At 44.4% G+C, this 14,641-nt stretch carries 12 protein-coding genes; 4 read left to right on the forward strand and 8 right to left on the reverse strand.

Translation table 11 applies throughout. The annotated features are described in order from the left end of the window. Positions 1–24 precede the first annotated feature (24 nt). Positions 25–177: a hypothetical protein gene (locus tag JGK16_RS10970; protein WP_293183281.1), complete on the reverse strand. Its 153-nt coding sequence runs from the start codon at positions 175–177 to the stop codon at positions 25–27. Positions 178–246: 69 nt separating this feature from the next. Between JGK16_RS10970 and JGK16_RS10975 the strand changes: the two genes are divergently transcribed. Continuing rightward, the gene (locus JGK16_RS10975) at positions 247–888 is read left to right on the forward strand and encodes a Uma2 family endonuclease (RefSeq protein WP_293183283.1); all 642 of its coding nucleotides are present in this window, start codon (positions 247–249) and stop codon (positions 886–888) included. A gap of 175 nt (positions 889–1,063) precedes the next feature. Here the strand turns inward: JGK16_RS10975 and JGK16_RS10980 are convergent, their stop codons facing one another. Beyond that, a complete protein-coding gene (locus JGK16_RS10980; protein WP_293183285.1) occupies positions 1,064–1,354 on the reverse strand; it encodes a DUF1778 domain-containing protein in 291 nt (96 codons plus the stop codon). 200 nt (positions 1,355–1,554) lie between these two features. On the opposite strand from JGK16_RS10980, the gene JGK16_RS10985 reads away from it, so the two are divergent. Then, on the forward strand, positions 1,555–2,202 hold the full coding sequence (locus JGK16_RS10985) for an SMI1/KNR4 family protein (protein WP_293183287.1): 648 nt from the start codon (positions 1,555–1,557) through the stop codon (positions 2,200–2,202). Between the two features lie 49 nt (positions 2,203–2,251). Here JGK16_RS10985 and JGK16_RS10990 read toward each other — a convergent pair whose 3' ends face one another. Genes JGK16_RS10990 through bchB form a run of 3 tightly spaced genes read right to left on the reverse strand, consistent with a single transcriptional unit; the run spans position 2,252 to position 4,641 of the window. After that, positions 2,252–2,734, reverse strand: a complete 483-nt coding sequence (locus tag JGK16_RS10990) for a DUF2188 domain-containing protein (protein ID WP_293183289.1) — start codon at positions 2,732–2,734, stop codon at positions 2,252–2,254. Further along, on the reverse strand, positions 2,719–3,090 hold the full coding sequence (locus JGK16_RS10995) for a hypothetical protein (RefSeq protein WP_293190537.1): 372 nt from the start codon (positions 3,088–3,090) through the stop codon (positions 2,719–2,721). Before JGK16_RS10995 ends, JGK16_RS10990 begins: the two co-directional genes overlap by 16 nt. A gap of 27 nt (positions 3,091–3,117) precedes the next feature. Then, a complete protein-coding gene (gene bchB / locus JGK16_RS11000; RefSeq protein ID WP_293190538.1) occupies positions 3,118–4,641 on the reverse strand; it encodes a ferredoxin:protochlorophyllide reductase (ATP-dependent) subunit B in 1,524 nt (507 codons plus the stop codon). Positions 4,642–5,231: 590 nt separating this feature from the next. Between bchB and JGK16_RS11005 the strand changes: the two genes are divergently transcribed. Both JGK16_RS11005 and JGK16_RS11010 read left to right on the forward strand, forming a co-directional pair. After that, positions 5,232–5,678, forward strand: a complete 447-nt coding sequence (locus tag JGK16_RS11005) for a KTSC domain-containing protein (protein ID WP_293190539.1) — start codon at positions 5,232–5,234, stop codon at positions 5,676–5,678. Positions 5,679–6,256: 578 nt separating this feature from the next. Then, positions 6,257–11,770, forward strand: coding sequence for an ATP-binding sensor histidine kinase (locus JGK16_RS11010; protein WP_293190540.1), 5,514 nt, complete (start codon positions 6,257–6,259; stop codon positions 11,768–11,770). Positions 11,771–11,972: 202 nt separating this feature from the next. Here the strand turns inward: JGK16_RS11010 and JGK16_RS11015 are convergent, their stop codons facing one another. The 3 genes from JGK16_RS11015 to prfC all read right to left on the reverse strand — a co-directional run bounded on the left by JGK16_RS11015 (position 11,973) and on the right by prfC (position 14,548). After that, positions 11,973–12,536 (reverse strand): Uma2 family endonuclease, encoded by a 564-nt coding sequence (locus tag JGK16_RS11015; RefSeq protein WP_293183299.1) that lies wholly within the window; start codon positions 12,534–12,536, stop codon positions 11,973–11,975. A 50-nt stretch (positions 12,537–12,586) separates the two neighbouring features. Next, positions 12,587–12,736 (reverse strand): hypothetical protein, encoded by a 150-nt coding sequence (locus tag JGK16_RS11020; RefSeq protein WP_293183301.1) that lies wholly within the window; start codon positions 12,734–12,736, stop codon positions 12,587–12,589. Between the two features lie 183 nt (positions 12,737–12,919). Further along, complete coding sequence (gene prfC / locus JGK16_RS11025; RefSeq protein ID WP_293183303.1) at positions 12,920–14,548, reverse strand: peptide chain release factor 3; 1,629 nt, start codon at positions 14,546–14,548, stop codon at positions 12,920–12,922. Positions 14,549–14,641: the final 93 nt, after the last annotated feature.

Consider the following 14,641-nt stretch of genomic DNA (forward strand, 5'->3'; position numbering starts at 1 on the left):
CTGCTTCCGGCTGCGAGATTGACTTTAGTTTTCGATCCGATCGACTAATTTTGGTTGCGAGTTATTGAAGTGCGATCGCTTTTTGTTTGAGAAGGGCGATCGCATATGTTGCACTATTTTCAATAACAGGCAAGATGCCTGTTCCACAAAGAATGAGTTTTGTTGTGGGGTGGGCATCCTGCCCGCCCGCAATTTAGGGCAATGTTAAACTAGATGCAAGATATCAATTGAGTTGGGGAAAAAACCGTGACAGCTATTCTACAAGTAACAGAACAGCCAACAGCACAATGCTACTTCACTCCCGAAGAATATCTCGCCCTGGAAGAAGCAGCAGAGTACAAAAGTGAGTATCGCGATGGAGTAATTATTCCCATGACAGGCGGAACTACAAATCACAATCAAATCGCTGGCAATATTTATATTGCATTAAGTCTTGGGCTCAAAAAACAGGACTATCGAGTTTTCTTCGGTGACGTGCGTTTGTGGCTGCCGAAAAAGCGATTTTATACTTATCCCGATGTGATGGTAATTCCGGGTAAACCTGAGTATTACAATAATCGCCAGGATACGGTGATGAATCCGCAAGTAATTGTGGAAGTTTTATCGAAATCTACGAAAGCTTACGATCGCAGTGATAAATTTAAGTTTTATCAAACGCTGCCGGCATTTCAAGAGTATATTCTGATTGACCAATCTCAGGTTTATGTAGAACAGTATTGTAAGTTGGCTAACAAGCGGTGGTCGTACCATCAGTACGATGAGGAAGATGCGGCGCTAGTTTTTAATTTCTTTCAAGTTGAAGTGCCACTGGCTGATGTCTATGAGAAGGTGGATTTTGCGGCGGAAGATGAGGCGGAGAATCAGCCAGAAGAGAGTGAGGTGGAATAAGGGCGATCGCTTTCTTATTTATTCAAGCACTTTAGTCAAATTGGCTGAGAGTTAACTCTATTTTTGTTTGGGTGTCGCTTGCTGTTGACATTGTTTTGTTACCAAATAGCGATCGACTAATTTTATTGTAGCAATTTACCCTATCATCTATAGAGCAAAAAATCCATTCCATTATTTATTTGCGATTGTATTTTTGTCGATACCTTTCGATCGCTGCTTTCAGCTTAGAGTTAAGTGCTGGTGGATTTTCTATCGCTGAGGTAACAATTTTCCAATTTGGTTCGGAAAGAACGATCGGTTCTGGTTTAAGTGGCATTTCTTGGGCTAGATTTAGAGCAACTTCGAGCAGATATTCGCTCAGACTAATACCCCACAGGGTAGCTGCTTTTTCTAACAGTTCTTTTTGTTCCTGATTGATAGTTATCTCAAGGGTGCTTGTTTGGGGAGTTTGTGTAGGGGTTGACATATTTTTTCACTGAGAGCAAGGTTGGCTCATTTGATATTATAGCAATTTTTCAGATGGGCGATCGCACTTGCTTTGAAAAGGGCGATCGCTCCTCCCTCGTGTTAAACTGAATAAGGGCGATCGTGTTAACTCAGGAAAAAATAGCCGTGACACAAATGAGTAGCTTAGTGAATAATTAGCAGGCAAGAGAGAAGTTTGTTATGAGCGCGATCGAACGAATTAAAGAAAAGTTGGCACAACTCCGAGAGCACGACACCAAGTTATGGGTGATGCAGGTCGAACACCACAAGTATCAGCTTTCCCCTCCCTTGTCGGAAGAATTTATCGCCAACTGGGAAGCTCGTGCCCAGGTAAAGCTCCCAGAAGAATACCGATTATTTCTCCGCGAGCTTGGAGAAGGCCCAGCAGGCCCTGGTTTGGGGATGCGGAAGCTCACCGAGACAAATTTAACGTCGGATCTAAAAGAGCCCTTTCCCCTCGTTGAACCATTTTTAGGTTTAGGATCGATTGACACTTCAAAGCTCGATTCAGAGCAGGAATGGGAAGCTTACAAGAAGTTTCTCGCCGAATGGAAAAAAATTCCTGACGGTGGTAGCCTGTTGCTAACACATTACGGTTGCGATATTTATGGGGAGCTTGTTCTCAACGGTAAGTATTGCGGAGAAATTTGGATTTGGGAAAGCAATTCTCCATCATATTGTCCCTTTGGCTATGCCGTTCACCTTCACGATCCCGAGCAAGAGCCTCGTGCTGATATCCCAAAGCACTTTACCTTTTTTCAGTGGTACGAACACTGGCTTGATGCAGCATTGAAAGAATTTACGAGCATCACAGAAAACCACACCTAACTAATTTGATATATTCTTCCTTTGGTCACAGGTATCTATTTCCCTACATCTAAACAATTTCTAAACATTCCCGCTTCTCTCCGTCAGATTCGGGGCGATCGATTCTACGCTGCAATAACGCATCTATCGCTGGATTTATAGTTTCCCGAACTTCTCCATTTTCATCATAAATTACCACCTCAAGCCATCGAGCTTTTGCCAAACCAACGGCATATTTAAAAGCTGCTTCCTGAGTAGCAAACACCTTCTCACTTGACTCTAGATTTTCCTCAGTCACCGCCCACCCATTTGGATGAGGTAATACGTGCAGTTTCCGATTTAATTCCTTCAATACCCGCTGCCGCAACCCAATTAAAGTAATGCCGACAATTGTTTCACTATCCTCATTATAGCGGGCGATAACTCCATCGCTAATGTCCACAGCTACAGCCTCTCGCGGTTCTCCCAGCGAGAGATAGAGAACATCCGCTTCCTTATCGTAAAAACCTGTAATATTTGTGGAGTCTTCGAGAATTTTTACTGTTGTGTCCATATTATTCGCTTATTTGATGATGGCTGTCTTCTGAGGTAAGCTGTTGTGATAAATCCATCAGAATCATTTATTTCTAGATACACCACTACCACAAATTTTCTACTTTCGGGAATCAATGGATAGAAGCGTAGGGCTAGTAATCCGCCTGTAACGTCATCTATTTGAATCAGATCGGGATTTTCTAAAGTTTCTAAAACTCGCTCATATTGAGCTTGCATTTCAGGGTGTTCTTTCAAGATATGTTGCCATCGCTCTTTGGTGAGGCGTATTGGAACATTATTGAATGAACGGCTCGTCCAAAGTAGATTGCTATCTTCCGTCATTTTATCTGAAATTTCATAAATAAGCAAGGGCATCTACAAGAGATGCCCCGTACTGCGTAACTACGCGCCGACAGCTTCCTTGGCCGCGTACAACACCTCAGCATTAATTAGAGCAATACCGCGCTCGCGAGCAAACTTCTCAGTATTCCGCTTGACTTTCCCGCGCACAAAACCGGGGATTTTGTTCAATTCTGCCTGTCCGTCCTTCGTCCAATTCATATCAGAATCAGCCGAAATTCCCTTGGTAATAACTTCCTTAGTATCGTGGCCGCCGAAGATTTCTAGCAAGTGGTCTTCCATGCCCAAAGTAAAGGAATTGTAGACCAAATCTACGCACTGATTTGTGCCTTCATAGCCCAAAAATGGCTTGTAGCCGATCGGGAAATTTTGCACGTGAATCGGCGCAGCAATCACACCGCACGGAATATCAAGCCTTTTACCCACGTGGCGTTCCATCTGCGTGCCGAAAATCGCCGAAGGTTCTGCTTTGGCGATCGCATCCCCAATTTGCCCATGATCCTCCGTGATCAGCACTTCATCACAATACCCTTTTACCTCTTCCCGGAACCAATCAGCATCGTGTTTGCAGTAGGTTCCTGCCCACACAACGTGGATACCCATCTCGCGAGCCAAAATCTTCGTCATCGCCGCAGCGTGCGTATTATCGCCAAATACGACGGCTTTTTTGCCGGTTAAGTTTTGGCAGTCGATCGACCTTGAGAACCAAGCAGCCTGAGACACAAACCGCGTTTGTTGGTCAATAAACTCTTCATAATTAACATCCGCACCTTGAGCATTCAGAACTTCCTGAATCTTCCGAATGCAGCGCGCAGTTTCCACCACACCCATCGGCGTAATATCCACCATCGGCGTGCCGAATTCTTTTTGCAAATACTCCCCGGCTGCCATCCCCAATTCCCGATAAGGAACAAGGTTAAACCAAGCGCGCGGCAGTCTTTTTAAGTTGTGAACCGAAGCACCTTCGGGAATAACTTCGTTGACTTCGATTCCCAAATCTGCCATCAAACGCTTCAACTCGGTGCAGTCGTGCTGGTTGTGGAAACCCAGCGTAGACATACCGATAATATTCACCGATGGTTTTTCGCTTTTACCTTCCAAATCGCCTTTTTTGCGAGCTTTGTTAATGTAAAGTTGGACGATTTGATCCAAAGTCCGATCGGCAGCTTGGAGTTCGTTAAACCGATAATGGTTAACATCCGCCAGCATCACATCGCCTTTGGCATCCAATTGAGCTCGGTTAACAAAGTTTTCCAAGTCTTCTTGCAGAATGCTGGAGGTGCAAGTCGGGGTAAGTACAATTAAATCGGGGTGCTCTTCTCTGTCTTTGCGGGTGATATTGTCCACCACCCGTTCCTGCGAGCCCCGCGCCAGTACGTGTCTGTCAACCACGCTGGTAGTTACCGGAGTGAAGTCCCGTTCCCTCTCCAGCATCGATCGCATCACGTTAAAATAGTCGTCTCCAATCGGTGCGTGCATGATCGCGTGGACGTTTTTGAAGGAAGTCGCAACGCGCAGAGTGCCGATGTGGGCTGGGCCTGCGTACATCCAATAAGCCAATTTCATAGGTATTTTCCCTTATGCTGGTTGAGATTTGCCCGATCGGGCGATTACTGCTAAATTTTAAGGTTGTTTGAGATTTTCTCACCAGATGAATCCTTTAGAAATAGTAACTTTCTGAAGATTTACAGATGGGAAAAATCCTCAAACGCTTTTGCTGGTTGGGCTTTGACTCGCCATTGCCACAACTTTACCTTTGTTTTATGGCAATAATTCTTAATTTATTGTCAAGTTTCGTTAAGAAGCTGACACATCTTATCAAACTCGGGTGCTTATGGCGAACCTTGCTCAATACAGCTCTTGCATAAGTCTGCGATCGACACACAAACCGCAGATTTCAGGCAGATAAATACATATAAACGCAGATAATTTTAGGGTAGGAAAGCTTAGGAGTGGAAGAGGTCTAATTTCCTTAAGCAACAGACAAATCATACCAAATTAGGATGCTAAATGCACACTTTACACATAAAAGATACGTTAATTGACTTTTTAGGCAATACAGGCTAAACTATTAATTAATCCACTATTTCCTCGACACAGAAACTTGCAAAGATCGGGAAATATTGACGTAAAACAAATCCTTGTTGACAAAACCCATGAAACTATCCAAAATAGACTTGAGCAATGTCTTAGCAGTCGGTCACTCTAACGGCCAGCTAGGACTGTTGATCGATCGCGGGGAATGCCTCGAATTTATCGAAATTGCCGCACCCGAAGCTGCAATGCACGGCCTGCACATGGTTGATTTCATAGCCAATACAGATTCTACCGAACTCAGTGGCGGTATTGAATTAACAGAAATTGCCCCAGCCGACGAACCCATTGCTATGATGCCGGTTGATTCGGCAATGGCTAGCGCGATCGGATACAATGAAGAGGATCAAGTTTTGCAAATAGAATTTAGCAGCGGGTCAGTCTATCAATACAGCGACGTAGAATCGGAAATTTGGGAATCTCTGCAAGAAGCTGATTCTACAGGCCGATTTTTTAACTCCGAGATTAAAGGTTATTATTCCAGCCGGTGCGTAGATGACTCGCTCTAAAACGGATACAAGCCCTCGACTCCTATCCTGGAGAGATTAAAATTTTACACTTAAGTTCGGAATCGGGTGATTCACAGCGCTGCAATTAAATCTCAAATCGAAAAATGGAAAATCGACTGACGGGCGTGTAGTTAGCAGTCGCACAGTGAAGCGGTTTGATTGAAGTGTGAATACTTGCGTAATTTGACCGAAAACATAGATGCGAGGCTAAATTCAAGCAATCTCCTAAAAGCTGAGATTGTTTTTTTGTCAGCCGTGCGATCGATCGCCACACCAAATCATTGCACAAATCCTGTATCTGTGCTTTTGTTTACCTAACTGCTGAGGTGAAAAAGCCCCAGGCCCATGCAAGTCAGCAACAGCTCTTTGCTGGATACGGCGTGTCTTCCCACACATCCCAAAACATAGCTCTTGAGTGATAATGAAGAATAACATAGGATTTACGGAAAAAACCCGGTTCATAGGAAAAAATCTTGAGATTGTCAGCAACTACCAACAAAGAAACCGGGTTTCTAGCCCGCCGCGCGTAAGTCCTGTAATATTGACCAACAAGCACACCTAATTTGAGAGAACCAACTATGATGGCAATTCCCGGCGTTGCAGTTCTCGCTCTCATTTATGAAAGCAGCACTTCCCTGGTTTACCGCGGCCGCAACGAGCAAGACAACCAACCTGTTATTATCAAAATTCTCAAAGAAGACTATCCGACTCCCGAAGAACTGAATAGATACAAACGGGAATATGACATCACTGCCAACTTAAACCAGCTCGACGGAGTTGTTAAAATGCACAGGTTGCAGCAGGTTAGAAATAGTCTGGCAATGATTTTAGAAGATTTTGGTGGCGAATCTTTAAAAATATTTATGGCTACCCAAAAATTTACCTCTTTGGGATTTTTGACCACAGCCATCAAAGTTGCTGAAACTTTGGGAGAGATTCACGCAAAAAATGTAATTCATAAAGATATAAACCCCTCTAATATAGTTTTTAATCCCGCGACTGGACAAGTTAAAGTCATAGATTTTAGCATCTCAAGTGACTCAAATCAGGAAAACGTTGCCAATAAAAATCCCAACTTTTTAGAAGGGACTTTAGCCTATATGTCGCCGGAACAAACTGGCAGAATGAACCGGGTAATCGATTACCGCACGGACTTTTATTCTCTTGGCGTCACCTTCTATGAAGTCCTGGCAGGACAGCTCCCTTTTACCACTACCGATCCCATGGAGTTAGTTCACTGTCACATCGCCAAACAGCCAGTACCTCTCGCTGAACTTTCACCAGAAATTCCTCAAGCTATTTCAGACATTGTGATGAAATTGCTAGCAAAAGCGGCTGAGGATCGCTATCAAAGTGCTTGGGGACTGAAAGCGGATTTGGAATCCTGTCTGTTTCAGTTGCAAACATCTGGGGTTATTTCCGAGTTTGCTCTCGGCAGCCAAGATATTTCTGACAAATTTCAAATTCCTCAAAAACTTTACGGCAGACAGCGAGAAGTTGAAACTCTTTTAGCGGCATTTGAACGGGTAGCAGCAACAAATAATCGAGCCTACCGCATCGAACAGTCCCAAATTTCTGTCATCAAGAAAGAGAGCAAATCGCGCAAAGAAAGTTCCCTGTCAGTGCTCGCGAGAGGACAGCATAAATCCCGCAGCGAGATGATGCTGATTGCTGGTTATTCCGGCATTGGCAAATCTGCAATGGTGAAGATTTTAGACAAACCTATTACCCGCAGGCGCGGCTATTTTATTTGGGGAAAATTTGACCAGTACAAGCGGACTATTCCTTACTCAGCAGTTGTTAGCGCCTTTTCGGAATTGGTGCGACAACTCTTAACTGAAAGCGAAGCTCAATTGGCAGTTTGGCGCGAAAAACTCCGTACTGCTTTCGGGCAAAACGGGCAAATTATTATTGATGTAATTCCCGAAGTAGAACTAATTGTCGGAGCTCAGTCTCCTGTAGCTGAATTGGGGCCGACGGAATCTCTCAACCGCTTTAATTTAGTCTTTCAAAATTTCATTCGCGTATTTTGCCAGCCCGAACATCCGCTGGTAATTTTTCTCGACGATTTGCAGTGGGCTGATTCTGCTACACTCAAATTGATCGAATTGATGATGACAGATGAAGCGACACAATATCTGTTTTTAATTGGCGCTTATCGGGATAATGAAGTCAGTCCCACTCATCCTTTAATGATGACTGTGGAGACGCTGCGAAATCAGGAAGCCATCATTAATGAAATTGCTCTGTCGCCGCTGGGGGTGGACAACATCACTCATTTGATTGCCGAGACTTTGCACAGCGATCGCAAATCGGTCAAACCCTTAGCTGAACTGGTTGTCAGTAAAACAGACGGCAATCCTTTTTTTGTTAATCAATTCCTACAAACATTGTATCAAGAAAATCTGCTAGTTTTTCATCCGCCACAGTTGGGGAGCAAGGGCGGCTGGCATTGGGATATGACTCAAATTGAGCAGTGCGCTATCACTGACAATGTAGTAGATTTGATGGTGCAGAAGTTGAGAAAACTGCCAAGTTCAACGCAGCAGGTTTTGCGTTTAGTGGCTTGTTTGGGCAACGAATTTGACTTAAATACTCTTTCTTTAATTAATGAGAAAGAAGCGTCGGAAACTTTTTCTCACCTGTTGCCGGCGATTAAGTCGGGGCTGATTCTGCCGACTTCGGAATTGGAAAGCAAGTCATTAGATTACGTGCTGTTTCCGCTGTTAATTCTCAATTATAAATTTTTGCACGATCGCGTACAACAAGCAGCTTATGCTTTAATTGATGATTCGCAAAAAAAAGACGTTCACCTGAAAATCGGCAGGCAAATCCTCGAAAATACTCCTGCTGAATATCGCGCTGACAGAATCTTTGAGTTAGTCGATCACTTGAATGTAGCGCGATCGCTAATTCGAGACGAGCGAGAACTAATCGAACTGGCAACCCTGAATTTAGACGCCGCCCGCAGAGCCAAAGATGCCACTGCTTATGTTGCTGCGTTGCAGTATTTAACCGCAGGTATGGACGGTTTAACCGCCGATATCTGGGATTCCCACTACGATTTAGCCTTTGCTCTGCACATGGAGCGCGCTAACGTTGAGTATCTGAACGGCTATTTCGAGCATTCAGAAGAATTTATCAACATAACTTTGCAAAAAGCGCGATCGCCTTTAGAAAAAGTAGAAATTTACAACCTCCTGATCGTGCAGTACACCCTGCGAGCCAAATACGAGGAAGCAGTTAAAGCTGGAATCAAAGCCTTGAACTTGCTGGGCATTGACTTGCCGCTAGACGGGCTGCAAAAAGTCATAGCCGAAGAATTTGCAGCAGCCACAAACTTTTTAGCAGGTAGAGAAATAGCTTCCCTGATTGACGCTCCCGAAATGACAGTACCCGACAAAAAAGTCGCAGTCAAATTAATCACCAACTTCTTAACATCAGCTTACCTCAGCAATCCCGACTTGTGGAAAGTCAGCGTTTTAAAAGGAGTCAATCTTTCTCTCACCTACGGTTTAGTACCCGAAGCATCTCTCTGCTACGCAGGCTACGGTATGTTCTTAAACGCTGTTTCGGGAGATTACAAAGCCGCGTATCAATTTGCCATGCTATCGCTGAATTTGAGTGAAAAATCTGGCAATATCGGCTTGAAGTGCAGAGCTTGTTCTTCGCTGGTTAGTATTTTTCATTACTGGTTCAACCATATTAAAGAGGCACACGCAATCAGTAATGAAGGATATCAAGCAGCTTTAGAATCAGGAGATTTAGAATATGCCGGTTATATCCTATCCAACCGCATAGCCAATTACTTTTTTCAAGGCAAAGAAATATCGCAAATTCTGGCAGACACGAGCAGGTATTTGCAGTTCAGCCAAAAAACCAAAAATCAGCTTGTTACCGATACATTATTAGGAGTGGAGCTGATACTGCGTAACTTGAGCCAACTCACTGTTGACAAGTTTGTCTTTGAAAGCGACGATATGAGCGAAGCTGAATACGTACAAAACTGTCAAGCTCATCAAAATTTGTACTCGCTTTGCCTTTACCAGATTCGCAAATGCCAGGTAATGTACTGGTATGGCAACTTCAATGAAGCACTACAACTAGCATTGGAAGTAGAAAAGCAACTATCTTTTATTACCGGAGCGATACCCGCTACCGAGTGGAATTTTTTCTTTTCTCTAGTTTTAGCTGCCGTTTTTCCCAATGTTTCAAAAAGCAAGCAAAAACAATATCTGGAAAAGTTAGAAGCCAATCAAAAACAGATGAAAATCTGGGCTGATAACTGTCGTGAAAACTTTCTGCACAAGTATCTTTTAGTACAAGCAGAAATAGCCAGAATTACTAAGAAAGATTCAGAAGCTGTAGAGCTTTACGATTTCTCGATCAATTTAGCTCAAGACAATGAGTTTGTCCAAAATGAAGCCCTCGCTAACGAACTAGCCGCCAAGTTTTGGTTGAGTAAAGGCAAATATCAATATGCCAAAATCCACTTGCGCGAAGCTCACTCGTGCTACTTGCGCTGGGGTGCAGTCCGCAAAGTTGAAGATTTAGAACAGAAGTATCCCCAGTTGCGGGAAATGACGCCGCTCAACGGCAGTTTTCACAACAATCAAACTACCACAACTATTCATACTTCTACTGGAAGCGATGCGAGAGTGCTGGATTTAGCAACTGTAATGAAAGCATCTCTGGCAATTTCCAGCGAAATTGTCCTAGACAAATTGCTGGCTTCTTTGATGAGGATATCCCTCGAAAACGCAGGCGCACAATCCGGGTTTTTAATTTTGGTGAGAGATGAAAAACTGTTGATTTCTGCCAAAGCGTCAGTAATTGCTGAAGATGTAGCAGTGCTGCAATTTACGCCTGTGGAAGAATGTCAGGATTTGCCTGTTACGGTGATTAATTATGTGGAAAGGACTCGCTCGGACTTGGTGTTGAGCAATGCTGTGGCTGAGGGGCGATTTACTGCCGATCCTTACATCGCCAAACACCAGCTCAAATCTCTTTTGTGTACGCCGATTGTCAATCAAGGCAAACTAATTGGGATTCTTTATTTAGAAAACAATTTAACACTCGGGGCTTTTACGGCGCATAGATTGGAAGTTTTAAGGCTGCTTTCTTCGCAAGTTGCTATTTCTTTGGAAAATGCTCTGCTTTACAATTCTGTGGAGCAGAAAGTGCAAGAGCGGACGTATGAGTTAAATGACAAGAATGAGCGTTTAGAACAAACTTTGCTGGAGCTGAAACTAACTCAAGCTCAATTAATTCAAACTGAAAAAATGTCGAGTTTGGGGCAAATGGTGGCTGGTGTTGCTCACGAAATTAATAACCCTGTAAGTTTTATCTACGGCAATCTCAATCCAGCTAGCGACTACGTGAAAGACTTGCTGAAGTTGATTGAGCTTTACCAGCAGCACTATCCCGAACCTGCTGATGAAATCATTGAGGAAATAGAAACAATTGAACTGGAATTTTTGAGCGAAGATTTGCAAAAGCTGCTGGATTCTATGAAAGTCGGAGCGGAAAGAATCCGGGATATTGTGTTGAGTTTGCGGAATTTCTCGCGCCTGGATGAAGCGCAAATGAAGTCGGTTAATATCGATGAAGGCATAGACAGTACAGTGATGTTGCTGCAACCCCGCCTGAGAAAAGAAGGTGGCCGTTTGGGAATTGAGGTGATTAAAAATTACAGCAAGCTACCGTTAATTACTTGTTATGCGTCGCAGTTGAATCAGGTATTTATGAATATTTTGACAAATGCGATCGATGCGCTGCTGTTGGCAAGAGATTGCCCGGAAAGCTCTCATAAACAGCCTACTATTACAATTTCTACGGAGGTGACCGATCGCAATTCTGCTATTATTAGAATGGCTGATAGTGGGCCAGGGATGAGCAGTGAGGTGCTGCACAAGATATTCGATCCGTTTTTTACAACTAAGCCGGTGGGTTCGGGAACTGGTTTGGGATTATCGATTTCGCACTCGATTGTTGTGAGTTCTCATGGCGGAAAGTTGAGTTGTGTTTCTGCACCTGGAGAGGGGACTGAGTTTATTATTGAAATTCCGATCGCCCCCAAGCAAGTTTTGTAAGGAAGAAAGGGGGAATATCTGGTGAATATTGGGTGAATATTGGGTGAATATTGGGTGAATTTCCGTTGGATACCCGGCGAATGGAATTCGCGGCTACACAAACAATGTCCGCCTCCGCGGACTAAGAAAGAAAGAAAGAAAGAAAGAGAGAAAGGACGAATGGAATTCGTGGCTACACAAACAATGTCCGCGCAACGCGAGACTAAGAAAATTGTATTTGGCGGTACAATTGGTCGATCGCAATTTCGACATCCACTGATTCCAGTCGCAAAGTATCGCCCAAACCATACTCCGACAGCACCCATAGCCCTTGTTCGTTGCGCCGAAACATTTCTACTCTGGGCTGTTCGACTTGCACCAAGACGTACTCTTGCAGCGTTGAAAATTGGCGATATTTAGCAAATTTTGCGCCGCGATCCAAAGCTTCTGTTGAAGGTGACAAAACTTCGACAATCAAGGAAGGAAATTGCACCAATTGCGGATCGTTATCGCGATCGTCGCAAGTTACCACAACATCAGGATAAAAATACTTTTGTCCTGGTTCCACTTGGACTTTGACATCGGCCATGTACATCTCGCAAGGGCGATCGACAAGGGCATCATCTAGAACCTTGGAGAAGTTGAAGGTAATCCGATTGTGATTGCGGGTTCCGCCACTCATAGCGACGACTTCGCCATCCCAATACTCGTAGCGTTCTTCTTGGGTGGGTTCCCAAGTCAGGTATTCTTCTGCGCTCATCAATAGGCGATCGGGTAAAGCAACCATAATGCGATGCCAACTAGATACCAGTTTTTTTCTGATGCCATTGTATCACCTCAGCGCACAATTAATTGACCGAATAAACCGCTTTTTCCCGATCGTTCTTTTTCCAGCAGACACGCTTCTAATTCAAACAAGCGGCGGTAGGTGAGGGAATAATTTGTGACTGGATGCTTCCAGGTTTCTGGTTTGCGGGATTCGTACAAACCGATCAGTTTGCCGTAGCCGGGGGCGATCGATCAAACTCGATCGCCCCGAATGTCGAAATCTGCTTGCACTTCGCACTGCTTGGGGTTGATGGAGGCGATCGCGCTTATGTCAACGATCGCCACTCGGAAGATTTCGATCGAATCTAGGGTTGTCTTTCATTCAAGGTAATCGTGGTAATCTCACTCCGCGGTAACGGCCAAACCAGAAACCACAGGCGCGATCGCATTTAACCTCAAAACAGGATGCTCACCTTCCACCTGACGGCAATTCCAGTCATTCCTAAATAACAAAACCGGCCTTCCCCAACAATCCTTCACCGTCACAGTATTAAACAGCCGTCCCACCTTGGCCAGCGCATCCCAACCGCCATCTACCCAACGAGCTACACTGTAAGGCAACATATCGATCGTAGTTTCGACATTATATTCCGACTGCATTCGGAACTGCACCACTTCAAATTGCAACTGTCCCACAGCCGCCAAAATCGGTTCGCGTTTCGACTCATCAACCGAATACATAATTTGCACAGCGCCCTCTTCCTGCAACTCCGAAACACCTTTGCGGAACTGCTTAAACTTAGAAGGATTCGGATTTCTCAAAAAGGCAAAAAGTTCCGGCGAAAAACAGGGAATCCCTTCATATTCGACTTTTTGACCGGTGAAAATAGTATCGCCGATCGCAAAAACCCCCGGATTGTTCAAACCGATAACATCGCCCGGATACGCAACCTCGATCGACTCCCGATCCTGAGCAAATAACTTTTGAGGTCTTGACAAACGCACCGTTTTACCAGTCCGAGCGTGAGTGACGTTCATGTCCTTTTCAAACTTGCCGGTACAAACGCGAATAAACGCCACGCGATCGCGATGTCTCGGATCCATATTCGCTTGCAACTTAAACACAAACCCGGTAAAATCTTCGTAAGTTGGCGGAAGTTCCCCGGCGCTGCTGTTGCGGGCGATCGGCTTCATGGCGTAATCTAAAAACGCATCCAAAAACAGCTCGACCCCAAAATTGCTCATCGCACTACCAAAGAAAACGGGAGTCATTTTCCCAGCGCGAACGGAGTCTAAATCGAGTTCAGTTCCCAACTCATCCAACAGTTCCAACTCTTCTTTGAGCTGATAGTAAAGGTCTTGTTCCAACAAATCCTCAATGCGCGGATCGCCCAATTCGATCACCGTATCAACAGCAGCGCGAGAACCGTGTTTAGTCCGCTCGAACAAGTGAATTTTGCGCCCTCTGCGATCGAAAACACCTTTAAAGCGATCGCCCGTACCGATCGGCCAATTCACCGGATAAGTCTGCAACCCCAATTCCTTCTCAATTTCGTCCAACAAATCCAAAGGATCTCTGCTAGGGCGATCGAGCTTATTAAAGAAAGTAAAAATAGGCAAACGTCGCAACTTACAAACTTCAAATAACTTGCGAGTTTGCGGTTCCAAACCCTTAGCAGCATCCTCAAGCATCACCGCATTATCAGCAGCCGCCAGAGTACGATAAGTATCTTCACTAAAATCTTGGTGTCCGGGAGTATCGAGCAGATTAATGTGATAATTTTGATATTCAAACTGCAAAACAGTAGAAGTAATCGAAATTCCCCGCTGCTGTTCCATCGCCATCCAGTCAGAAGTAGCGTGTCGCTGAGCCCGCCGTGCTTTCACAGAACCTGCTTCGTGAATTGCACCTCCGTAAAGCAGCAGCTTTTCTGTCAAAGTAGTTTTTCCCGCGTCAGGGTGGGAGATAATAGCAAAGTTGCGCCGGCGCTCAACAGCAGTTAGCAGTTCAGTTTCGAGTTCTGTTGTCATCACAAAATAGGTAGGGGAATCATCACCCGATCGCCATTATAGCCTGTGCTAGAGTTGCTATTAAAGGTAAAATTATCACTAAAGTCAAGGAAT

Origin of the sequence: Microcoleus sp. PH2017_09_SFU_O_A, assembly GCF_020738625.1 — a bacterium.
Classification (GTDB): domain Bacteria; phylum Cyanobacteriota; class Cyanobacteriia; order Cyanobacteriales; family Microcoleaceae; genus Microcoleus.